The organism is Pseudomonas silesiensis (assembly GCF_001661075.1).
GTDB classification, from domain to species: Bacteria; Pseudomonadota; Gammaproteobacteria; order Pseudomonadales; family Pseudomonadaceae; genus Aquipseudomonas; species Aquipseudomonas silesiensis.
Map to the genome: position 1 here is coordinate 38167 of NZ_CP014870.1, position 23437 is coordinate 61603.

General features: G+C 57.5%; 18 protein-coding genes and 3 rRNA genes. 8 read left to right on the plus strand and 13 right to left on the minus strand.

Features of this window, described 5'->3' with window-relative positions:
* The first annotated feature begins 151 nt into the window (after window positions 1–151).
* Window positions 152–478, plus strand: a complete 327-nt coding sequence (locus PMA3_RS00205) for an ElaB/YgaM/YqjD family protein (RefSeq protein WP_064675282.1) — start codon at window positions 152–154, stop codon at window positions 476–478.
* On the opposite strand, the gene PMA3_RS00210 is transcribed toward PMA3_RS00205, so the two are convergent.
* Window positions 451–1368, minus strand: a complete 918-nt coding sequence (locus PMA3_RS00210; RefSeq protein WP_064675283.1) for a LysR family transcriptional regulator — start codon at window positions 1366–1368, stop codon at window positions 451–453. The genes PMA3_RS00205 and PMA3_RS00210 overlap by 28 nt on opposite strands.
* Window positions 1369–1480: 112 nt before the next feature.
* Here PMA3_RS00210 and trpB point away from each other — a divergent pair, with 112 nt between their 5' ends.
* A complete protein-coding gene (gene trpB / locus PMA3_RS00215; protein WP_064675284.1) occupies window positions 1481–2716 on the plus strand; it encodes a tryptophan synthase subunit beta in 1236 nt (411 codons plus the stop codon).
* Window positions 2716–3528, plus strand: coding sequence for a tryptophan synthase subunit alpha (gene trpA / locus PMA3_RS00220; RefSeq protein ID WP_064675285.1), 813 nt, complete (start codon window positions 2716–2718; stop codon window positions 3526–3528). Before trpB ends, trpA begins: the two co-directional genes overlap by 1 nt.
* A 21-nt stretch (window positions 3529–3549) precedes the next feature.
* Here the strand turns inward: trpA and PMA3_RS00225 are convergent, their stop codons facing one another.
* The 10 genes from PMA3_RS00225 to PMA3_RS00270 all read right to left on the minus strand — a co-directional run bounded on the left by PMA3_RS00225 (window position 3550) and on the right by PMA3_RS00270 (window position 13336).
* The gene (locus tag PMA3_RS00225; protein ID WP_064675286.1) at window positions 3550–5508 is read right to left on the minus strand and encodes a DUF7844 domain-containing protein; all 1959 of its coding nucleotides are present in this window, start codon (window positions 5506–5508) and stop codon (window positions 3550–3552) included.
* Window positions 5508–5828: a DUF2388 domain-containing protein gene (locus PMA3_RS00230; protein WP_064675287.1), complete on the minus strand. Its 321-nt coding sequence runs from the start codon at window positions 5826–5828 to the stop codon at window positions 5508–5510. The genes PMA3_RS00225 and PMA3_RS00230 overlap by 1 nt, the downstream gene beginning before the upstream one ends.
* Before the next feature lie 25 nt (window positions 5829–5853).
* Window positions 5854–6171, minus strand: coding sequence for a DUF2388 domain-containing protein (locus PMA3_RS00235; RefSeq protein WP_064675288.1), 318 nt, complete (start codon window positions 6169–6171; stop codon window positions 5854–5856).
* A gap of 107 nt (window positions 6172–6278) precedes the next feature.
* Window positions 6279–6596 carry a DUF2388 domain-containing protein gene (locus PMA3_RS00240; RefSeq protein ID WP_064675289.1) on the minus strand — a complete coding sequence of 106 codons (318 nt, stop codon included), beginning with the start codon at window positions 6594–6596 and terminating at the stop codon, window positions 6279–6281.
* A 298-nt stretch (window positions 6597–6894) separates the two neighbouring features.
* Window positions 6895–7110 carry a DUF1127 domain-containing protein gene (locus PMA3_RS00245; protein WP_064675290.1) on the minus strand — a complete coding sequence of 72 codons (216 nt, stop codon included), beginning with the start codon at window positions 7108–7110 and terminating at the stop codon, window positions 6895–6897.
* 320 nt (window positions 7111–7430) lie between these two features.
* Window positions 7431–8924: an acetyl-CoA hydrolase/transferase family protein gene (locus PMA3_RS00250; RefSeq protein WP_064675291.1), complete on the minus strand. Its 1494-nt coding sequence runs from the start codon at window positions 8922–8924 to the stop codon at window positions 7431–7433.
* Window positions 8925–9104: 180 nt separating this feature from the next.
* Window positions 9105–10541: an NAD(P)(+) transhydrogenase (Re/Si-specific) subunit beta gene (locus PMA3_RS00255; protein WP_064675292.1), complete on the minus strand. Its 1437-nt coding sequence runs from the start codon at window positions 10539–10541 to the stop codon at window positions 9105–9107.
* Window positions 10541–10864 carry an NAD(P) transhydrogenase subunit alpha part 2 gene (locus tag PMA3_RS00260; RefSeq protein WP_003187010.1) on the minus strand — a complete coding sequence of 108 codons (324 nt, stop codon included), beginning with the start codon at window positions 10862–10864 and terminating at the stop codon, window positions 10541–10543. The genes PMA3_RS00255 and PMA3_RS00260 overlap by 1 nt, the downstream gene beginning before the upstream one ends.
* Window positions 10865–10879: 15 nt before the next feature.
* Entirely contained in the window at window positions 10880–12001 is a 1122-nt protein-coding gene (locus PMA3_RS00265; RefSeq protein WP_064675293.1) for a Re/Si-specific NAD(P)(+) transhydrogenase subunit alpha, read from the minus strand.
* Between the two features lie 435 nt (window positions 12002–12436).
* Window positions 12437–13336 (minus strand): LysR family transcriptional regulator, encoded by a 900-nt coding sequence (locus PMA3_RS00270; RefSeq protein WP_064675294.1) that lies wholly within the window; start codon window positions 13334–13336, stop codon window positions 12437–12439.
* Window positions 13337–13493: 157 nt separating this feature from the next.
* Here PMA3_RS00270 and PMA3_RS00275 point away from each other — a divergent pair, with 157 nt between their 5' ends.
* The 5 genes from PMA3_RS00275 (at window position 13494) to rrf (ending at window position 21561) form a co-directional block, all read left to right on the plus strand.
* Complete coding sequence (locus tag PMA3_RS00275; RefSeq protein WP_064675295.1) at window positions 13494–14675, plus strand: acyl-CoA dehydrogenase; 1182 nt, start codon at window positions 13494–13496, stop codon at window positions 14673–14675.
* Window positions 14676–14686: 11 nt separating this feature from the next.
* A complete protein-coding gene (locus PMA3_RS00280; RefSeq protein WP_064675296.1) occupies window positions 14687–15907 on the plus strand; it encodes a CaiB/BaiF CoA transferase family protein in 1221 nt (406 codons plus the stop codon).
* Window positions 15908–16548: 641 nt separating this feature from the next.
* Window positions 16549–18087: ribosomal RNA gene (locus tag PMA3_RS00285) — 16S ribosomal RNA — on the plus strand.
* A gap of 314 nt (window positions 18088–18401) precedes the next feature.
* Window positions 18402–21293: ribosomal RNA gene (locus PMA3_RS00290) — 23S ribosomal RNA — on the plus strand.
* Window positions 21294–21445: 152 nt separating this feature from the next.
* Window positions 21446–21561: ribosomal RNA gene (gene rrf / locus PMA3_RS00295) — 5S ribosomal RNA — on the plus strand.
* Together the 16S, 23S and 5S rRNA genes form the textbook arrangement of a ribosomal RNA operon.
* 124 nt (window positions 21562–21685) lie before the next feature.
* On the opposite strand, the gene PMA3_RS00300 is transcribed toward rrf, so the two are convergent.
* Together PMA3_RS00300 and PMA3_RS00305 are read right to left on the minus strand one after the other, a co-directional pair.
* A complete protein-coding gene (locus PMA3_RS00300) occupies window positions 21686–22693 on the minus strand; it encodes a FecR domain-containing protein (RefSeq protein ID WP_064675297.1) in 1008 nt (335 codons plus the stop codon).
* Window positions 22694–22941: 248 nt separating this feature from the next.
* Complete coding sequence (locus tag PMA3_RS00305; protein WP_064675298.1) at window positions 22942–23409, minus strand: SRPBCC family protein; 468 nt, start codon at window positions 23407–23409, stop codon at window positions 22942–22944.
* Window positions 23410–23437: the final 28 nt, after the last annotated feature.

A 23437-nucleotide genomic window follows, 5' to 3' on the forward strand; every position in this document is an offset into this window, starting at 1 on the left:
CGTTCTCCTCAGGGTTTGATTACAGCCTAGCAGTGATTTTCTTATTACTTCTGTCGACTAATCCGACGTTGAAGTTCAGATTTACTGCACTTTCTCGAACCGCTGAAGTCCCAACCAACACACGCAACTCAACCAATGCAGGAGAGCCACCATGGCCACCACTTCTTTACGTAAAGCCTCATTGCAAAGCATGGAAGCCGAGATCGAGAGTTTGCTCAAGTCTCTGGAAAGCCTTAAGGACGACGCCTCGGACGAGTCGCGTAAAACCCTTAAAGTGTTGAAAACAAACGCCGAAAACGCACTGAAGCATTCGCGCCATCTGCTCAGCGACGCGTACGAAGAAGTCAAAGTCAAAACCCGCGAAACCGGGATTGCCACGCGGGACTACGCCCAGGAACACCCTTGGACTACAGCGGGTGTGGCTGTGGGTGCGCTGGGCTTGCTCGCTGCTTATCTGCTGTTCAAGCGCGGCGAATGATCGGGTTGGCGCAGTTCGTTCTTTAGCCACTGCGCCAACTGCCGGGCGCGCCCGTCCGCGGCGCGCTTGGGTAGCCACAACGCCAGTTGCGCCGGGGTTTCGCTGAAACCCCAGGGCGCGACCAGGCGGCCGGCCTTCAAGTCCTCGGCCACCAGCGGTTCAGGGGCAATCGCCACGCCCAGCCCCGCCACGGCCGCTTCCAGCAAGTAATACAGATGTTCGAACCCCTGACCTGATTTAAGTGCTCTGGCGTCGATTCCATTTTGTTGCGCCCAGCTAGGCCATGCTTGTGGGCGAGAGGTGGTGTGCAGTAGTGGCTCGTCCAGCAGCGCTGTGGCCGGTGCTTCTCGCAATCTTTCATAGCCGGCAAATAGCGGGCTCATTACCGGGCCAATCCGCTCGCTCGCCAATTCGTAGACCTGCATGTCCGCCGGCCAAGGTGGTTCGGCAAACACCAGCAGGGCATCGAGCCCCGGCCGACGAGGATCGAGATCGCCTTCTCCGGCCGATAGATGCAAGCGCAAGTCCGGCAGGTCTGAATTCAGTCTTCCCAGGCGCGGAATGAACCAGCGTGCCAGCAAGCTGCCTGAGCAACCGAGGACAAACGGCGCGTCGGCGGAGCTTTGGGTCAGCTCTGCGCAAACTGTACGCAAACGCTCGAACGCTTCAGCGCTGGCATCTCGCAATCGAATCCCGGCATCTGTGAGTTTAAGGCCGCGTCCTTCCTTGACGAAAAGGCTCACCCCCAGGTGCTCTTCGAGGACCTTGAGTTGACGGCTGACCGCGCCATGGGTGACGTGCAACTGTCCGGCGGCCTGGCTGACGCTGTTCAGGCGGGCCGTGGCTTCGAAAGCGCGGAGCGCGTTCAGCGGGGGAAGGTCATGGCTCATGGGATCTGTGAGTTTTCCTGACAGGTTATGGCAATCTTATCGGTTTTCAGCCCGAGGCGTCAGGGGTAGAGTTAAGTCCATTGTCATCTCACGCATTCAACTGGAGCGACCCATGACCCAGACTAATCTGCGCAACGGCCCCGACGCCAACGGCCTGTTTGGCGCGTTCGGTGGCCGTTACGTCGCTGAAACCCTGATGCCTTTGATTCTCGAGCTGGCCCGCGAATACGAAGCGGCCAAGGAAGATCCTGCATTCAAAGAGGAATTGGCCTACTTTCAGCGCGACTATGTCGGTCGTCCAAGCCCGCTTTATTTCGCCGAGCGGCTGACCGAGTTCTGCGGCGGCGCGAAGATTTACCTGAAGCGCGAAGAGCTGAACCACACCGGCGCGCACAAGATCAACAACTGCATCGGCCAGATCCTGCTGGCGCGGCGCATGGGCAAGAAACGCATCATCGCCGAAACCGGTGCCGGCATGCACGGTGTGGCGACGGCCACCGTTGCCGCGCGTTTCGGCCTCGATTGCGTGATCTACATGGGCACCACCGACATCGAACGTCAGCAGGCCAACGTGTTTCGCATGAAGCTGTTGGGCGCCGAAGTGATCCCGGTGGTGGCCGGGACTGGCACCCTCAAGGATGCGATGAACGAAGCGTTGCGTGACTGGGTCACCAACGTCGACAGCACCTTCTACCTGATCGGCACCGTGGCCGGTCCGCATCCTTACCCGGCGATGGTTCGCGACTTCCAGGCCGTCATCGGCAAGGAAACCCGTGACCAGATGCAAGCCCAGGAAGGCCGCCTGCCGGACAGCCTGGTGGCGTGCATCGGCGGTGGGTCCAATGCCATGGGCCTGTTCCATCCGTTCCTCGACGACAAAAGCGTCGACATCATTGGCGTTGAAGCCGCCGGTCACGGCATCGAAACCGGCAAGCACGCCGCCAGCCTCAACGGTGGCGTGCCGGGTGTACTCCACGGTAACCGGACGTTCCTGTTGCAGGACGACGATGGCCAGATCATCGACGCTCACTCGATTTCCGCCGGCCTAGACTATCCAGGCATCGGCCCGGAACACGCCTGGTTGCATGACATCGGCCGCGTTCAGTACACCTCGGTAACCGACGACGAAGCCCTCGACGCGTTCCACAAATGCTGCCGCCTGGAAGGGATCATCCCTGCACTGGAAAGCGCCCATGCCCTGGCCGAAGTGTTCAAGCGCGCTCCGACCTTGCCGAAAGATCACCTGATGGTGGTCAACCTGTCCGGTCGTGGCGACAAAGACATGCAGACCGTGATGCACCACATGGAACACTCTCAAAAAGAGCAGTCCAAGCAGGAGAAACACTGATGAGCCGCCTGCAAACGCGTTTTGCCGAACTCAAGGAACAGAACCGTGCCGCCCTGGTGACTTTTGTTACCGCTGGTGACCCGAGCTACGACACGTCCCTGGCGATCCTCAAAGGCTTGCCCGGTGCTGGCGCCGACGTGATCGAGTTGGGCATGCCTTTCACTGACCCGATGGCCGATGGCCCGGCGATCCAGCTGGCCAACATTCGTGCCTTGGGTGCCAAGCAAAACCTGGCGAAAACCCTGCAGATGGTTCGCGAGTTCCGCGAAGGCAATACCGAGACACCGCTGGTGCTGATGGGTTACTTCAACCCGATTCACATGTACGGCGTGCCGCGCTTTATTGCCGATGCCAAAGAAGCCGGTGTGGATGGGCTGATCGTGGTCGACTTGCCGCCCGAGCATAACGGCGAACTGTGCGACCCGGCCCAGGTTGCCGGCCTGGACTTCATCCGTCTGACCACGCCGACCACCGATGATGTACGTCTGCCGACCGTTTTGAACGGCAGTTCCGGCTTCGTTTATTACGTCTCTGTTGCCGGTGTGACCGGTGCGGGCGCGGCAACGCTGGAACACGTCGAGGAAGCGGTCGCCCGCTTGCGTCGCCACACCGATCTGCCAATCAGCATCGGTTTCGGCATCCGTACACCGGAGCAAGCGGCTGCCATCGCTCGCCTGGCGGATGGTGTGGTGGTGGGGTCGGCGTTGATCGATCACATCGCCAATGCCTCGACGCCGGCCCAGGCGGTCGACGGTGTGTTGAGCCTGTGCGCGGCGCTGGCCGACGGGGTACGAAAAGCCCGCGTCAGCTGAAGCCTGCGAGATCTTTCGCTTTCAGGGTAACTCCAGCCCGCCCGCGGCTTTGTGCAACTTTCTCAAATGTTCGCCAACCTGCTTCAGGTTGGCTTCATTGGCGGCCATCTCGGCCGCCCGGCTCGGTTCGAGCAGCGCCCTCACTTCCTTGTCCAGATCGCCGGTCAGCGCTTGAAGCTGTTTCTGCCGCAGGCTGCTTTCCGATTCCAGGCGTTGCCATTCATTCGGCTGCGGCAAGCCATAACCACCGGTACCGAGCAACTCCGCCGGACGGCTGAGAAAGCCACTGTTGGCGAGAATCTGCTGCAAGGTCGCGTTGGCCTTGTCCATGCCGCCGTTCTTCAATTCACGAGCGCCCAGATAGCGTTGTTTCACTTCGTCCTGGGCCAGTACCAACTGTTGGCGAAAGGCGGCCTGCTCCAATAACAGCAATGCCGCACTGGTGCGCAAGTCGGCCCGGTCAATCCATTGCCGGCGTTCGTCGGCTTTCAATGCCAACCAGTCTTCAACCTTTTCCTGCTTGATCGGCAGGTGCTTCTTCAGCACTTCGAACATCGCTTGATAACGATCGCGGAAGGAGTCGAAGCGATAACCCAGGCGCAGCGCTTCGCGGGGATCGTCCAGCACGCTGGTATCGGCCAGTCCGCGACCCTTGAGCACTTCCAGCAAGCCGTTGGGCATGATGCTGTCCAGCCCGACCAGCTGCGAATTGTTGGTGCCGCTGCGCAACAGTTTCAGGCCTTCTACCGCACAGTTATTGGACAGGAAGAAATAGTTGCCATCGTAGCTCCAGTGCATCTCGGCGGCGTGTTGCACCACGTTCTCGATTTCGTTGCGCGACAGGTTCAGCGGCACCGAGGCCAGGCTGCGCAATTCGGTCTTGGTGTATTCATCGATCACCTGAGCCAGCGGCAGGACAAACAGGCGTGACGGGTATTTACCCACCAGGCCGTCCCAGCTCGATAGCTGTACATCACCGACAAAGGCGCGGTAGGACAGCACCAGATGCTGATCCAGATCCAGCCGGCAATCCGGCCCGCGTGGCCGACCGGGTGCGCAGATCACCAGGCGCAACATGCTGTGGCCCCAGCGGCTGACCCAATTCTGATTGGCTTCGGCCAGCAGATAGTCGACGGCGTACACCCGTTCCGGGTCGACCTGGCCCAGCGGTTGTTTGGCGAAGTCGTTACCCGCGTTGAGAAACGCAAAGGATTTGCCGCAGGTGTCTTTGGCGGCGGGCGCCCAGCCGAAATGTTCCTGGTAATAGCGGTACAGCGCAGGACGGCGACAAGCGTAGCTCGGGTCGAGGAGGAAATACTCCATGTTGACCGCGACGAACTCCTTGGGGCTGCTGGTCTCGTAGATGTCCGGGCTGCGGGCAATTTGTCGATTGTACTGTTCGCGCTCGCCACGGCGGCCGACGTACTGCGGCCAGCCGGCAAGGTCGAGCAGGCGTGGGTCGTCGCTGAGGGTAAAGCGTCGATCGGCCTGGCCGCGACATTCGTCGGGCATGCCGATCAGCCCCGAGCTGCTGTTACGTCGGGTGCAGCGCTGAATCAGCGTGCGTTCGGCGTCGGGCCACAGGCGCGCGCGATCATAGATATGAGTGATTTCGTGCAACACCGTGGCGAGCATTTCCCGGCGCACGGTCCCGTGGGGGCGATAGGTTTTCTTTGTCGCCGCGCTGCCATCGGTGAGGCTGGCGAGCAGGTTGCGATTCAAGTCGAGTTCGGACACCAGGGATGCCTGGCCGTAGGCATCGCCTGGCATCTTATCGGTCCAGCCGACGTCGATTGTGCGGTCGAGTTGCTCGATGAAGCGCGGCGGCAATGCCTGCATGGCCTCATCGAGCAGCGCCTGACTCGCCTGCTGCTGTGCGGGGCTCAGACCCTGGGTCTTGAGCTGTAAATGCAGCCCAGCCTGGGCCGTGTTGCCTAGAAGCAACAAGACCCCGGCCATCAGCCAGGCGACAGGCGACATCACAGTGCGAGGATGGCTTCGGCGAGCACTTGGTCGCTGGCGTCCCGGGCTTCCGGCACGCGCGTGCGCAATGTGTCGAAGGCAGCTTCCAGGTGCGCACCGCGAATTTCACCTTCGCTGGCAACGAAGCTGGCGGCATCGTCGTGGGCTTCGCGGATGATTTTCGAATCGCGAATGGATGTGGTGGTGTCGGATGTGAAATCAATGGTGCGCCGGGAGGCATCGATGATGATGTTACTGGTGGCGACCAGGGTGTGCGCCTGTGTCACATCGGCCAGCAACAACAGGCCAAGGGCAGCAGCAATCAGGGGGCTACGCATGGAACGACTCCGCAGATAAGGATAACTATTGGACGAGAATTGCCTGCGCCAGTTCAAGGTCGCTTGCAGTAAGTTTTGGCTGGGCACTGCGCAGATAGTCCAGGGCCGCCTCCAACTGCGCGCCACGCAGTTCGCCGTCACTGGCAACGAACGCCGCAGCGTCATCCTGAGCGGCAAGTAGCAGCTTACGGTCGAAGGGGGCGGCGGACACCATGGTGGTGGCGTAGCCGGTGGCGACGATGCCTTGTGTCGACAGGTTGAAGGCGTCGTAGGCCTGGGCCGAACCCACCCAGCAGGCTGTCGCGAAAAACGGAGTGATCAACAGATTTGAAAGAAAACGCATGAGACTCGATAGCTGAAAGCGAGTCTCAAGGCTAGCGCAACGCCCGGTCTAGAGCCAGCCTTGAAACATTGGGACACTACGGGGGTGCCCCAAGTGAACGGCGTCGCTTAGATCGTCAGGATGGCCTGGGCCAGCTGCGCATCCGTGGCGCTCAATTGAGGTGCCTGTTGGCGAATGTGGTCGAGGGCGCTTTCCAGTTTCACACCACGGATGGCGCCTTCACTGGCGACGAAGCTGGCAGCGTCATCGCGGGCAGCACGCACGATCTTGTCGTCGCGGAAGGAAGAAGTGACATCGGAGGTCGCATCGGACGTGGCCTTGAGTGCGCCGACGACGGCATCGGTGGTCACGATGAAGCTGGTGGCGTGGGCATTGGCTGCCACGGCAAGCAGGGCGGCAGCGCTGAGCAAGCGAAGACGGGACATGATGTAACTCCTTGGGAAACCGATTGGTAGATGGCGCAGTGTCTGAAGGTCAGACGCCTGTGGTACCGCGTTCGCCACGTTCTGGTTGAATATTAGGCCGGTCGGCAGGGTTTAGAACAGCCCATATAGAAGAAACACAGAGGTGTACTGGTGAAAATTAACAAATACTAAATTGTACTGGTATGGCTTTTCAGGGCCCTGAAACGACAAAACCCGTCGAGGTTTCCCACGACGGGTCTTGTTTATTCAATTCGGGTTGCTGGCGGTGGACCCTGCAGGTCAGAGCCAGCGACGCTACTTAGCGCCAGAACGGCTTGCTCAGCTCTTCGTAGCGTTGTGCTTCGCTAATCCCGGCGTCAGCCAGCAGACGCGAATCCAGACGAGCCAGTTGGTGGCGGCTGGAGATGCGGCGCTGCCACAACATCAGATTGGCGAGAACGCGCAGAGGCATGGAAGCCTGGGTTTTTGCAGCGGTGTCTTCGAAGAACAGTTCGGAACTGAGTGTACGTTCCATGGTAAGCATCCTTCCGCTCGTGGCGGGATTAGGTAGTGGTTTAACTGATGCCAATGATCCTCTTGTTTGGCTAGTCCCTGTAGATACAGTTCACCTGTATTGTGAGGGACCAGTTAACTGTTAATAGGGGGTGTACTGGTCGAAAACGAGGCAACTGTACCTATCTGCACTAATACGGTGCATTTTTGCGCTTTTAGTACGGAATGGCAGGAAAAAGCAGTAGGATAAGACCGGTACAGCAGTACAGTTTTAAACATATTTCTGCTTGGCAATAGCAGGCTGACGAAACTGTAGTTGCGTCAGCCGCTATCTGTATTTCATCAGACGGCAAGCATGCGCCCGGTTTCCTCGAGGTTGATGTGCCAGCTCAGTGCATCGCGCAGGATATGCGGGGTGTGGCCACCCAATGCGCAGGCGGCGGTGAAGTAGTCATCCAGGGCCTGGCGATAGTCCGGGTGCACGCAGTTGTCGATGATGACGCGCGCTCGCTCCCGTGGCGCCAGGCCACGCAGGTCGGCCAGGCCGACCTCGGTGACGAGGATGTCCACATCATGCTCGGTGTGGTCGACGTGGCTGACCATGGGCACCACGCTGGAGATCGCGCCGCCCTTGGCGATCGACTTGGTGACAAAGATTGCCAGGTGCGCGTTGCGCGCGAAGTCGCCCGAGCCGCCGATTCCGTTCATCATCCGCGTGCCGCAGACATGGGTGGAGTTGACGTTGCCGTACAGGTCGAATTCCAGTGCGGTGTTGACACCGATGATGCCGAGCCTGCGTACCACTTCCGGGTGGTTGGAGATTTCCTGAGGGCGCAGGACCAGTTTGTCCTTGTAGCGCTCCAGGTTGCCGAAAACGTCGGTATTGCGACGCGCCGACAAGGTGATCGAACTACCCGACGCAAAGCTCAGCTTGCCGGCATCGATCAGGTCGAAGGTCGAGTCTTGCAGCACTTCGGAGTACATGGTGAGGTCTTCGAAGGGCGAATCGATCAGGCCGCACATCACCGAGTTGGCGATGGTGCCGATTCCGGCTTGCAACGGGCCAAGCTTGTTGGTCATGCGTCCGGCTGCCACTTCCTGCTTGAAGAAGTCGATCAGATGGTCGGCGATGGCTTGGGTGTCTACGTCAGGCGGCAACACGGTGGAAGGCGAGTCGGACTGATTGGTGATCACGATGGCAACGATCTTTTCCGCCGGAATAGGGATGGCGGTACTGCCAATCCGGTCGTCAACCTTCACCAGCGGGATTGGCGTGCGAGTCGGGCGATAGGTTGGAATATAGATGTCGTGCAGACCTTCCAGATTCGGGTTGTGCGCCAGATTGATCTCAACGATGACCTGTTTGGCGAAAATCGCAAAGCTGGCCGAGTTGCCGACCGAAGTGGTCGGCACGATGTGGCCCTGCTCGGTGATGGCCACGGCCTCGATCACCGCGATGTCCGGCAGCTTGAGCTGCTGATTGCGCAGCGACTCCACGGTTTCCGACAGATGCTGGTCGATGAACATCACTTCGCCGGCGTTAATCGCCTTGCGCAGCGTGCTGTCGACCTGGAATGGCATGCGTCGCGACAGGACGCCGGCTTCGGTGAGCTGTTTGTCCAAGTCGTTGCCCAGGCTAGCGCCGGTCATCAACGTGATTTTCAGCGGGGTGGTTTTGGCGCGCTCGGCCAATGCGTGGGGCACGGCCTTGGCTTCGCCGGCGCGAGTGAACCCACTCATGCCGACGGTCATGCCGTCCTCAATCAGAGCGGCGGCGTCAGCGGCGCTCATCACTTTATCCAACAACGAAGGCATGCGAATACGATCACGGTACATGGAGGTTTATCTCGGGCAACGAAAGCAAGGTGTGCAGTCTAGTGATTTGAAAAAAATCCGTCCCGCTACCATGGTCGAATGCAGAGCCCCGATTTAGAGCCTTTGGTCGGTTTTTAGCGGGCAATAAAAAACCCCAGCCTACTAAAGGCTGAGGTTTTGGGTATTGCGTTGGAGCAGGTTTTACTCGACGGCTTTTACCATGTCTTCGATGACTTTCTTGGCATCGCCGAAGACCATCATGGTCTTGTCGAGGTAGAACAGTTCATTGTCCAGGCCGGCATAGCCGCTGGCCATCGAGCGCTTGTTGACGATGACGGTCTTGGCTTTGTAGGCCTCGAGGATCGGCATGCCGGCAATCGGCGATTTCGGATCGTTCTTCGCCGCCGGGTTGACCACGTCGTTGGCGCCAAGCACCAGCACCACGTCTGTCTGACCGAACTCGGAGTTGATGTCTTCCATCTCGAACACTTGCTCGTAAGGTACTTCGGCCTCGGCCAGCAGGACGTTCATGTGTCCAGGCATCCGCCCAGCGACCGGGTGGATCGCAAACTTCACAGTGACACCACGGTGAGTCAACTTCTCCGCCAGTTCCATCAGCGAGTGCTGGGCACGTGCCACCGCCAGGCCATAGCCCGGCACGATGATCACGGTGTCGGCGTTGGTCAGCAGGAACGCGGCGTCATCGGACGAGCCGGACTTCACCGGACGAGCTTCCTTGGCGCCAGCGGGGCCTGCGGTTTCCGTTGCACCGCCGAAACCGCCGAGCAGTACGTTGAAGAACGAGCGGTTCATCGCTTTGCACATGATGTACGAGAGGATTGCACCGGAAGAGCCCACCAACGACCCGGCGATGATCAGCATCGAGTTGTTCAGCGAGAAGCCGATACCCGCTGCTGCCCAACCGGAATAGCTGTTGAGCATCGACACCACCACCGGCATATCGGCACCGCCGATCGGGATGATGATCAGCACGCCCATCACGAAGGCCAGGGCCAGCATCAGGGCGAAGGCGCCAAGGTTGCCGGTCAGCATGAAAGTGATGCCCAGGCCGAGCGTCGCAAGGCCCAACACCAGGTTCAACTTGTGTTGACCACTGAACTGTACCGGTGCGCCCTGGAATAGACGGAACTTGTACTTGCCCGACAGCTTGCCAAAGGCAATTACCGAACCGGAGAAGGTGATGGCACCAATCGCGGCGCCAAGGAACAGCTCCATGCGGTTACCGGCCGGAATCGAATCACCTAGCTGTTTGACGATGCCCAGAGACTGCGGCTCGACCACCGCCGCAATGGCGATGAACACTGCGGCCAGACCGATCATGCTGTGCATGAAGGCGACCAGTTCCGGCATCTTGGTCATTTCAACGCGTTTGGCCATGATCGAACCGGCCGTGCCGCCGACCAGCAGGCCGACGATGACATAGCCGATCCCGGCGGTGGCCAGCTCTGCGCCGAGCTTATAGATGAGGCCCACGGTGGTCAGGATGGCCAGCGCCATGCCAAGCATGCCGAACAGGTTGCCGCGCCGCGACGTGGTCGGGTGCGACAGGCCTTTGAGGGCCTGGATAAAACAGATCGACGCGATCAAGTAGAGCGTCGTGACGAGATTCATGCTCATTACTTAGGCGCCTCTTCTTTTACTGCTTTTGGGGCTTTTTTCTTGAACATCTCAAGCATCCTGCGGGTAACCAGGAAGCCACCAAATACGTTCACCGCTGCCAGAGCTACCGCCAGGGTGCCCATGGTCTTGCCCAGAGGTGTGACGGTCAACGCGGCGGCCAGCATGGCGCCGACGATCACGATCGCCGAGATCGCGTTGGTTACCGCCATCAAAGGCGTGTGCAGTGCAGGTGTAACGTTCCAGACCACGTGATAACCGACATAAATCGCCAGCACGAAGATGATCAGGTTGTAGATACCGGGGGAGATAAGCTCTTCCATCGTCTGAATCCCTGCTTAGGCGTTTTTGCGGATGACTTGGCCGTCGCGGCACATCAGGCACGCGGCGACGATGTCGTCTTCGAGGTTGATCTCGAACTGGCCTTCTTTGTTGAAGACCAGCTTCAGGAAGTCCAGCAGGTTGCGCGCGTACAGGGCCGAAGCGTCTGCCGCGACTGCGCCGGCCAGGTTGGTCGGGCCGCAAATAATCACGCCATTCTCGACCACGACCTGGTCAGCCACGGTCAGCGGGCAGTTGCCGCCCTGGGCTGCCGCGAGGTCGATGACCACCGAGCCCGGCTTCATCTGCGCCACGGTTTCCGCGCTTAACAACGTCGGTGCCTTGCGGCCCGGGATCAGTGCCGTGGTGATGACAATGTCAGCCTGTTTCGCGCGTTCGTGCACGGCCAGGGCCTGACGTTGCATCCAGCTGGCGGGCATTGGTCGCGCGTAACCGCCGACACCGACGGCGCATTCGCGCTCTTCATCGGTCTCGTAAGGCACGTCGACGAACTTGGCGCCAAGGGATTCGATCTGCTCTTTTACCGCAGGACGCACGTCCGACGCTTCGATCACTGCACCCAGGCGTTTGGCCGTGGCAATGGCCTGCAAGCCCGCCACGCCGGCCCCCAGAATCAGCACGCGCGCCGCTTTCACGGTACCCGCAGCGGTCATCAGCATCGGCATGAAGCGCGGATAGTGGTGAGCCGCCAACAGCACGGCTTTATAGCCGGCGATGTTGGCCTGGGACGACAGCACGTCCAGACTCTGAGCGCGGGAGGTGCGTGGTGCAGCCTCCAGTGCGAAAGCGGTGATGCCGCATTCAGCCAGCTTGGCAATGGTTTCATTGCTGAACGGGTTGAGCATGCCCACCACAACGGTGCCGCTCTTGATCAGAGCGAGTTCGCTGTCGCTGGGGGCGACCACCTTGAGGATCAGCTCAGCCCCAAACGCATCGTTGGCGCTGCCAATGGTTGCGCCTGCCGCTTCATAAGCACTGTCGACAACACTGGCTTTAATGCCGGCGCCGCTTTGCACAGTGACCTTATGACCCTGGCCGATCAGTTTCTTGATGGTTTCCGGGGTTGCAGCAACCCGTGTTTCACCCGTCTGGGTTTCGAGAGGAACACCAATGTGCACGTCAAATCTCCTGCGTGATCTTATTGAGTAAACCCATGCACTTCGGATGGTGCGGCTGGGGCGGCCGATCAGCACGGTCCCGCCAAACAAGGGCGGGGCGCGGCATTTTGCAGGCGAACTTTGTGCCCATCAAGGGATTATGACGGGTGACGGAAAATTAACTACAAGTCACCCCGTGACCGAATGTCGCAACCCCCCTGGTCAATCCCTTGCAGGCCGTGCCTTGCAAGGATCTAACTGAAAAATGAGTTATTTTCACATCGGTAAGGTGAATGGGGCGTTATTGCCGGGTAATGGAGGCTCAAGGCCAGGTTTTCAGGCGCTTCTGGGACGTTTGTACCCCTTCGCTATACAGTCTGCGAATATGCGACAAATACTTATATCTGTAGGGTTTTCATTTTGCTGACTACGAAGTCAACTAATCGGGCCGGGCCTTTATCCTTCTAGGCTGTAGCTGTGTGCCTGATTAACCAGCCAGTCGCGAAAAGCCCTTAAAGAGGCCGATTCGACCTTTCGCTCCGGAATCATCAGGTAATAAGCCTTGATGCTCGCCAGTGCCTGAGGGTTGGCGATCACCAGGCGCTTCTCCGCCAGCTCTCGCTGAATCAGGAACGGCGGGATCAACGCAATCCCCATATCGTGCATGGCCGCTTGGGCAAGCATGGAGAATAGCTCGTAACGCGGTCCTGTCATGTCCCGCGGGACATTAAGGTTCTGCGAGTTGAACCACTGGCGCCAGGCATAGGGGCGAGTGGTCTGCTGCAGCAGGGGCAGGTCGGCGATTGCGCTGGGCGTCAGGTGGGTCTTTTTCCCCAGCAGGCCGGGGCTGCACACGGGCATCGGATTTTCGCCCATCAACCTGTGGGACTCGGTACCCGACCAGTCCGCGTCGCCAAAATAGATCGCCGCATCGAAGTCGGTATCGGCAAACAGGAAGGGTCGCGTTCGATTGGTGAGGTTGACCGTCACTTCCGGGTGTTGTTGCTGGAAGTCCTTGAGTCTTGGCAGCAGCCATTGAGTGCCGAAGGTCGGGACCACGGCCAATTCGATCACATTGGTGCCCTGCTGACCCATCACTGACAAGGTATCGCGCTCAACCGCATCAAGCTGTGTGGCTACCCGTCGGCTATAGGAAAGGCCCGCTTCCGTCAGCTTGACCCCGCGGCGCGAGCGGCGGAACAGTTCGACGCTCAGGAACTCTTCCAGGCTGGCGATCTGCCGGCAAATGGCGCCTTGAGTCAGCGAAAGCTCCTGAGCGGCCTTGGTAAAGCTTTCGTGGCGCGCTGCTGCCTCAAAGCTGATCAGGGCAGTCGTGCTGGGTATCTTCCTTCGCATGTACGGCAACCTCACTAATACAGCGCATAAAAGCGCTTATGCGACCTTTCGGAGTGAGAAATTAGCACAACAGTATGCAAAATCCTCGTTTGCCGTGACGCCGAAGCCGGCCTAGGATCAATCCACGTTATTTGACCCGATTAGAGAGGACGCACTCATGGGCGGTAAAGCTAGCTTCAACTGGATCGATCCCCTGCTGCTGGATCAACAGCTCACCGAAGAAGAGCGCATGATCCGCGATACCGCCGAGCAATTCGCTCAGCAGAAACTCGCGCCGCGCGTTCTCGAAGCTTTCCGCCATGAAAAGACCGATCCGGCGATCTTTCGCGAGATGGGCGAAGTGGGCCTGTTGGGCGCGACCATCCCTGAGCAGTACGGTGGCAGCGGCCTGAACTATGTCAGCTACGGCCTGATCGCCCGTGAAGTCGAGCGTGTCGACTCCGGCTATCGCTCTATGATGAGCGTGCAGTCCTCCTTGGTGATGGTGCCGATCAATGAGTTCGGTACTGAAGCACAAAAGCAGAAGTACTTGCCGAAACTGGCCACGGGCGAATGGATCGGTTGCTTCGGCCTGACCGAGCCTGACCATGGTTCCGATCCGGGCTCGATGATTACTCGTGCGCGCAAAGTGGAAGGCGGCTACAGCCTGACCGGCAGCAAGATGTGGATCACCAACAGCCCGATCGCCGATGTATTCGTGGTCTGGGGCAAAGACGACGCCGGCGATATCCGTGGCTTCGTACTGGAGAAGGGCTGGAAAGGCTTGAGCACCCCGGCGATTCACGGCAAGGTCGGCCTGCGTGCATCCATCACCGGCGAGATCGTCATGGATAACGTGTTTGTCCCTGAAGAGAACATCTTCCCGGATGTCCGTGGTTTGAAAGGTCCTTTTACCTGCCTCAACTCGGCACGTTACGGTATTGCCTGGGGTGCGCTGGGCGCGGCGGAGTTCTGCTGGCACACGGCTCGCCAATACACGCTGGATCGCAAGCAGTTCGGTCGACCATTGGCCGCCACTCAGTTGATCCAGAAAAAACTGGCCGACATGCAGACCGAAATTACCATGGCGCTGCAAGGCTGCCTGCGCCTGGGTCGTATGAAGGACGAAGGCACGGCTGCGGTCGAGATCACCTCGATGATGAAGCGCAACTCTTGCGGCAAGTCCCTGGACATTGCGCGCATGGCGCGCGACATGCTGGGCGGCAACGGCATCTCCGATGAGTTCGGCGTTGCTCGTCACCTGGTCAACCTGGAAGTGGTGAATACCTATGAAGGTACGCACGACGTCCACGCGCTGATCCTCGGTCGGGCGCAGACCGGCCTCCAGGCGTTCTATTAAGGAGAACGTCCATGGGCGCGCTATCGCATCTACGAGTACTGGATTTATCGCGGGTGCTGGCCGGGCCTTGGGCCGGGCAGATCCTTGCTGACCTTGGCGCTGACGTGATCAAGGTCGAGCGGCCGGGCAATGGTGACGACACGCGTGCCTGGGGGCCTCCTTTCCTGAAAGACGCCTATGGCGAGAACACCAGCGAAGCGGCCTATTACCTGTCGGCGAATCGCAACAAGCAGTCGGTTACCATCGACTTCACGCGCCCGGAGGGGCAAAAACTGGTGCGTGAGCTGGCGGCCAGGTCGGACATCCTGATCGAAAACTTCAAGGTGGGAGGTCTGGCGGCGTATGGGCTGGACTATGAATCGCTCAAGGCAATCAATCCGAACCTGATCTATTGCTCGATCACCGGGTTTGGCCAGACGGGGCCTTACGCCAAGCGCGCGGGTTATGACTTCATGATCCAGGGGCTGGGCGGGCTGATGAGCCTGACCGGGCGACCTGAAGGCGAGGAAGGGGCTGGGCCGGTGAAAGTCGGGGTGGCGCTGACCGACATCCTGACCGGCCTCTACTCGACAGTTGCGATCCTGGCGGCACTGGCTCACCGCGATCAAGACGGTGGCGGTCAGCACATCGATATGGCGCTGCTGGATGTCCAGGTGGCGTGTCTGGCGAATCAGGCGATGAATTACCTGACGACAGGCAATGCTCCGAAACGCCTGGGTAATGCTCATCCGAACATCGTGCCTTATCAGGACTTTCCTACGGCGGATGGCGACTTCATCCTCACCGTGGGTAATGACGGGCAGTTCCGCAAGTTTGCCGAAGTGGCGGGGCAGCCGCAGTGGGCGGATGATCCGCGCTTTGCGACGAACAAGATGCGGGTGGCTAACCGTGCGGAGTTGATTCCGCTCATCCGTCAGGCAACGGTTTTCAAAACGACGACCGAGTGGGTGCTGCAACTGGAGCAGGCGGGCGTGCCGTGTGGGCCGATCAATGATCTGGCGCAGATGTTTGCCGATCCTCAGGTCAAGGCGCGTGGCCTGGCGATCGAGTTACCTCATGCGCTGGCCGGGAGGGTGCCGCAGGTGGCGAGTCCGATCCGGTTGTCCGAGACGCCTGTGGAGTATCGCCATGCGCCTCCTTTATTGGGCGAGCACACGCTGGAGGTGCTGCAGCGGGTGTTGGGTCTGGATGCCGATGCGGTAGCTGCCTTAAAAGAAGCCGGAGTGCTTTGAGGGCGCCTCCTATATAGAAGGCGCGGTTTTCCTTTCTCCAGCCGGTCGGGGCGGCCGTTTTCCAGCCTTCGACAAGTTATTGATAGCAGAACGGAATTAACGCTTGACGGCAGATTCTGGAAGTCTATAATTCGCCCCACTTCCGGCGCAGTCGAAACGGAAAACTCCTTGGTAAACAAAGAGTTACGCAGTTTTCGACAGCGAGTTGCTTCAGGTCATCGAAGCCCAGAAGGAGTTGATAGGGTAGTGTTGTTTGGCTCTGTTGACGGTTCGATCTTCTCGGTCGAAAGCGGAGAAAAAGAGGTGTTGACAGCAGCGACTAACGCTGTAGAATTCGCCTCCCGCTGACGAGAGATCGGAAGCGCCAAGTGGTTGAAGTTACAAAGGAAACTTTGAAAACTTCTGAAAATAACCGCTTGACAGCAGCAGAGGAAAGCGTAGAATGCGCGCCTCGGTTGAGACGAAAGATCTTAACCAACCGCTCTTTAACAACTGAATCAAGCAATTCGTGTGGGTGCTTGTGGAGTCAGACTGATAGTCAACAAGATTATCAGCATCACAAGTTACTCCGCGAGAAATCAAAGATGTAACCAACGATTGCTGAGCCAAGTTTAGGGTTTCTTAAAAACCCAAAGATGTTTGAACTGAAGAGTTTGATCATGGCTCAGATTGAACGCTGGCGGCAGGCCTAACACATGCAAGTCGAGCGGCAGCACGGGTACTTGTACCTGGTGGCGAGCGGCGGACGGGTGAGTAATGCCTAGGAATCTGCCTGGTAGTGGGGGATAACGCTCGGAAACGGACGCTAATACCGCATACGTCCTACGGGAGAAAGCAGGGGACCTTCGGGCCTTGCGCTATCAGATGAGCCTAGGTCGGATTAGCTAGTTGGTGAGGTAATGGCTCACCAAGGCGACGATCCGTAACTGGTCTGAGAGGATGATCAGTCACACTGGAACTGAGACACGGTCCAGACTCCTACGGGAGGCAGCAGTGGGGAATATTGGACAATGGGCGAAAGCCTGATCCAGCCATGCCGCGTGTGTGAAGAAGGTCTTCGGATTGTAAAGCACTTTAAGTTGGGAGGAAGGGCAGTTACCTAATACGTATCTGTTTTGACGTTACCGACAGAATAAGCACCGGCTAACTCTGTGCCAGCAGCCGCGGTAATACAGAGGGTGCAAGCGTTAATCGGAATTACTGGGCGTAAAGCGCGCGTAGGTGGTTTGTTAAGTTGGATGTGAAATCCCCGGGCTCAACCTGGGAACTGCATTCAAAACTGACAAGCTAGAGTATGGTAGAGGGTGGTGGAATTTCCTGTGTAGCGGTGAAATGCGTAGATATAGGAAGGAACACCAGTGGCGAAGGCGACCACCTGGACTGATACTGACACTGAGGTGCGAAAGCGTGGGGAGCAAACAGGATTAGATACCCTGGTAGTCCACGCCGTAAACGATGTCAACTAGCCGTTGGGAGCCTTGAGCTCTTAGTGGCGCAGCTAACGCATTAAGTTGACCGCCTGGGGAGTACGGCCGCAAGGTTAAAACTCAAATGAATTGACGGGGGCCCGCACAAGCGGTGGAGCATGTGGTTTAATTCGAAGCAACGCGAAGAACCTTACCAGGCCTTGACATCCAATGAACTTTCCAGAGATGGATTGGTGCCTTCGGGAACATTGAGACAGGTGCTGCATGGCTGTCGTCAGCTCGTGTCGTGAGATGTTGGGTTAAGTCCCGTAACGAGCGCAACCCTTGTCCTTAGTTACCAGCACGTAATGGTGGGCACTCTAAGGAGACTGCCGGTGACAAACCGGAGGAAGGTGGGGATGACGTCAAGTCATCATGGCCCTTACGGCCTGGGCTACACACGTGCTACAATGGTCGGTACAGAGGGTTGCCAAGCCGCGAGGTGGAGCTAATCCCAGAAAACCGATCGTAGTCCGGATCGCAGTCTGCAACTCGACTGCGTGAAGTCGGAATCGCTAGTAATCGCGAATCAGAATGTCGCGGTGAATACGTTCCCGGGCCTTGTACACACCGCCCGTCACACCATGGGAGTGGGTTGCACCAGAAGTAGCTAGTCTAACCTTCGGGAGGACGGTTACCACGGTGTGATTCATGACTGGGGTGAAGTCGTAACAAGGTAGCCGTAGGGGAACCTGCGGCTGGATCACCTCCTTAATCGACGACATCAGCTGCTCCATAAGTTCCCACACGAATTGCTTGATTCACTGTAGAGGCGAGAGGCATCCATAAGGTTGTCTTCCTCGTTAGAGTTTAAAATGAATATTCGTAGATGAATATTGATTTCTAGTCTTTGATTAGATCGTTCTTTAAAAATTTGGGTATGTGATAGAAAGATAGACTGAACAACACTTTCACTGGTGTTGGATCAGGCTAAGGTAAAATTTGTGAGTAGCTCTTAATTGAGCAATGCATGCGAATTTTCGGCGAATGTCGTCTTCACAGTATAACCAGATTGCTTGGGGTTATATGGTCAAGTGAAGAAGCGCATACGGTGGATGCCTTGGCAGTCAGAGGCGATGAAAGACGTGGTAGCCTGCGAAAAGCTTCGGGGAGTCGGCAAACAGACTTTGATCCGGAGATGTCTGAATGGGGGAACCCACCTAACATAAGTTAGGTATCTTAAGCTGAATACATAGGCTTAAGAAGCGAACCAGGGGAACTGAAACATCTAAGTACCCTGAGGAAAAGAAATCAACCGAGATTCCCTTAGTAGTGGCGAGCGAACGGGGACTAGCCCTTAAGTGGCTTTGAGATTAGCGGAACGCTCTGGAAAGTGCGGCCATAGTGGGTGATAGCCCTGTACGCGAAAATCTCTTAGTCATGAAATCGAGTAGGACGGAGCACGAGAAACTTTGTCTGAATATGGGGGGACCATCCTCCAAGGCTAAATACTACTGACTGACCGATAGTGAACTAGTACCGTGAGGGAAAGGCGAAAAGAACCCCGGAGAGGGGAGTGAAATAGATCCTGAAACCGTATGCGTACAAGCAGTGGGAGCCTACTTTGTTAGGTGACTGCGTACCTTTTGTATAATGGGTCAGCGACTTATTTTCAGTGGCGAGCTTAACCGAATAGGGGAGGCGTAGCGAAAGCGAGTCTTAATAGGGCGTCTAGTCGCTGGGAATAGACCCGAAACCGGGCGATCTATCCATGGGCAGGTTGAAGGTTGGGTAACACTAACTGGAGGACCGAACCGACTACCGTTGAAAAGTTAGCGGATGACCTGTGGATCGGAGTGAAAGGCTAATCAAGCTCGGAGATAGCTGGTTCTCCTCGAAAGCTATTTAGGTAGCGCCTCATGTATCACTGTAGGGGGTAGAGCACTGTTTCGGCTAGGGGGTCATCCCGACTTACCAAACCGATGCAAACTCCGAATACCTACAAGTGCCGAGCATGGGAGACACACGGCGGGTGCTAACGTCCGTCGTGAAAAGGGAAACAACCCAGACCGTCAGCTAAGGTCCCAAAGTTATGGTTAAGTGGGAAACGATGTGGGAAGGCTTAGACAGCTAGGAGGTTGGCTTAGAAGCAGCCACCCTTTAAAGAAAGCGTAATAGCTCACTAGTCGAGTCGGCCTGCGCGGAAGATGTAACGGGGCTCAAACCATACACCGAAGCTACGGGTATCACTTAGGTGATGCGGTAGAGGAGCGTTCTGTAAGCCTGTGAAGGTGAGTTGAGAAGCTTGCTGGAGGTATCAGAAGTGCGAATGCTGACATGAGTAACGACAATGGGTGTGAAAAACACCCACGCCGAAAGACCAAGGTTTCCTGCGCAACGTTAATCGACGCAGGGTTAGTCGGTCCCTAAGGCGAGGCTGAAAAGCGTAGTCGATGGAAAACAGGTTAATATTCCTGTACTTCTGGTTATTGCGATGGAGGGACGGAGAAGGCTAGGCCAGCTTGGCGTTGGTTGTCCAAGTTTAAGGTGGTAGGCTGGAATCTTAGGTAAATCCGGGATTCTAAGGCCGAGAGCTGATGACGAGTGTTCTTTTAGAACACGAAGTGGTTGATGCCATGCTTCCAAGAAAAGCTTCTAAGCTTCAGGTAACCAGGAACCGTACCCCAAACCGACACAGGTGGTTGGGTAGAGAATACCAAGGCGCTTGAGAGAACTCGGGTGAAGGAACTAGGCAAAATGGCACCGTAACTTCGGGAGAAGGTGCGCCGGTGAGGGTGAAGCATTTACTGCGTAAGCCCATGCCGGTCGAAGATACCAGGCCGCTGCGACTGTTTATTAAAAACACAGCACTCTGCAAACACGAAAGTGGACGTATAGGGTGTGACGCCTGCCCGGTGCCGGAAGGTTAATTGATGGGGTTAGCTAACGCGAAGCTCTTGATCGAAGCCCCGGTAAACGGCGGCCGTAACTATAACGGTCCTAAGGTAGCGAAATTCCTTGTCGGGTAAGTTCCGACCTGCACGAATGGCGTAACGATGGCGGCGCTGTCTCCACCCGAGACTCAGTGAAATTGAAATCGCTGTGAAGATGCAGTGTATCCGCGGCTAGACGGAAAGACCCCGTGAACCTTTACTATAGCTTTGCACTGGACTTTGAATTTGCTTGTGTAGGATAGGTGGGAGGCTTTGAAGCGTGGACGCCAGTTCGCGTGGAGCCAACCTTGAAATACCACCCTGGCAACTTTGAGGTTCTAACTCAGGTCCGTTATCCGGATCGAGGACAGTGTATGGTGGGTAGTTTGACTGGGGCGGTCTCCTCCTAAAGAGTAACGGAGGAGTACGAAGGTGCGCTCAGACCGGTCGGAAATCGGTCGTAGAGTATAAAGGCAAAAGCGCGCTTGACTGCGAGACAGACACGTCGAGCAGGTACGAAAGTAGGTCTTAGTGATCCGGTGGTTCTGTATGGAAGGGCCATCGCTCAACGGATAAAAGGTACTCCGGGGATAACAGGCTGATACCGCCCAAGAGTTCATATCGACGGCGGTGTTTGGCACCTCGATGTCGGCTCATCACATCCTGGGGCTGAAGCCGGTCCCAAGGGTATGGCTGTTCGCCATTTAAAGTGGTACGCGAGCTGGGTTTAGAACGTCGTGAGACAGTTCGGTCCCTATCTGCCGTGGACGTTTGAGATTTGAGAGGGGCTGCTCCTAGTACGAGAGGACCGGAGTGGACGAACCTCTGGTGTTCCGGTTGTCACGCCAGTGGCATTGCCGGGTAGCTATGTTCGGAATAGATAACCGCTGAAAGCATCTAAGCGGGAAACTAGCCTCAAGATGAGATCTCACTGGGACCTTGAGTCCCCTGAAGGGCCGTCGAAGACTACGACGTTGATAGGTTGGGTGTGTAAGCGCTGTGAGGCGTTGAGCTAACCAATACTAATTGCCCGTGAGGCTTGACCATATAACACCCAAGCAATTTGCTTGCTCGTAAGAGCACCAGATTGCGGTGTGTGAAGACGCAATGAACCGAAAGTTCGCCAGCAACACACAAATCTATTACATACCCAATTTGCTGAAGCGAGGCCATCAGGTCACGACTCAGTACCCGAATTTCTTGACGACCATAGAGCATTGGAACCACCTGATCCCATCCCGAACTCAGCAGTGAAACGATGCATCGCCGATGGTAGTGTGGGGTTTCCCCATGTGAGAGTAGGTCATCGTCAAGATTGAATTCCAGAACCCCTGTCTGCTAGCGCAGACAGGGGTTTTGTTTTTGTCCGCTGTTTATGCAGGAACGAGCCACCCGCTGCGCCACCCGATATGGACTCCCGTCCCCACCAGAAAACCAGTTCAGGCCTTTCGCTCCAGTGTCACCCACCAGCGAGTGCGATAGCGCAGTTGCACGGGCAGGGTTTGCGGCAGTATGGCCAGCAGCTTGTCGGTGTCTTCAAGATGGAAAACCCCGGTCAGGCGCAAGTCGGCAATGTCCGCCGAGCACTTCAGATAACCGTGCCGGTAGCGTGCGACTTCATCGAGGAAATCCTCCAGGCGCATGTTTCGGGTCACGATCAGGCCGTCGACCCAGGCGCCGACATCCATGTTCAGCGGCGGCACCGGCTTCGCCTGGCGGTGATCGATCAAACAACTTTGCCCGGCGCTCAGACGAATCGGTTTGCCGTCAGCAGCCAGCGGCGAAAGAATCGCGACGATGCCACTGGTGACACTGAGTCGAGTGCAGTCGGCTTCCTGGCGCAGGATGTAACGCGCCCCCACCCCTTCATACACGCCATGGCGACTGTGCACCCGTAACGGTCGATCAAATGAAGAGCCTTCGTCGATTCCGCCACAGGTCACGATGATTTCGCCGCGAGTCAGTTTGATCAGCCGCTGCTGCGCGGTGTAATCCAGATCCACCGCACTGGCAGTGTTGAGCTCCAGGCGTGTGCCGTCAGGTAGCTGGAAGCCGCGTCGCTCCCCGGTGGCGGTGGCAAAGTCGGCGGTCCATTGTTGCCAGCCCACTGCATCCTTGCCCAGCCAGGCGGCAGAGCCCATCAGCAGCGCACCCGACAGTAGCTTCAGTGCCTGGCGTCTGCCCAGTCTCTGAGCGCTATTTTCCAACGTATTGAGCGCGACCTGCGCACCCGGTACCGCCCGTGGATTACCGCTCAGTTCGGCATGCAGGGATTGCACTCGTTGCCAGGCCAGTTCGTGCTCATGGTGTTCTGCCCGCCAGCTATCGCATTGTTGGCGCAGCCCGGGATTGGCTGCGTTGTTGCGCAGCCGCAGTAACCAATTGATGGCTTGCTGGACTATCTGCTGATGCGGCTCGCCGCGGGGATTGAACACTGAACGATCCATCGGAGCCCGAACGTCACAAATGATAATTAGTCGCAGTGTCATCAAGGGCTGGGGAATTTGCAACTGCTGCTGGACGGAACGTCAGTGAAACCGCGTTATCATTCTTCGTCGGAACGCCGCCCGGAGCAGGCTCGCTCCCACACTGGATCTACGGCGAACACAGCATGTGTGCACGACGCATATCAAATGTGGGAGCGAGACCGGCTTGCCAGCGAAAAAGGTGGTCCAGTCACCACTGAATGAAAGCCCTACACAAACAGCTTCAACACATTGTTCATCGCATCATCGGCAAACCCCTGCACGAACGCGTTGAATTCCGGCAAGGCTTGGCCACCGCCCTGCGCCGGTTCGGCAATGATGGTCCAGGTCGCCCGCGACTTGTTCGCCCCGAGCGCTTCTACACTCATCGCCGCCCACAACTGGGCCACGCCCAAGGTGTTGTAGATCGTGGTCCAGGTCATGCTCCGTGCCTGCTCATCCCGGGAATTGAGTTGTTCGACCACCAGATTGCCGTCCCTGAAGAATTTCTTGCGCAGGGATGACACGCCTTCGCCGGTCATCTCGATGTGCGACAGCGCCGGAATGAAGCGATCGAAGCCGGCAAAGTCGCCGACCACCGCCCAGACCTGGGCGGCATCGGCCGGTACTTCCACCGACGCCACGACAGCGTCGCCTTCAGGGTTTTTGATCAGGGTATCGGGTTGCAGAGTGCTCATGGTATTGCTCCGTTCTGGTTGAGATGAA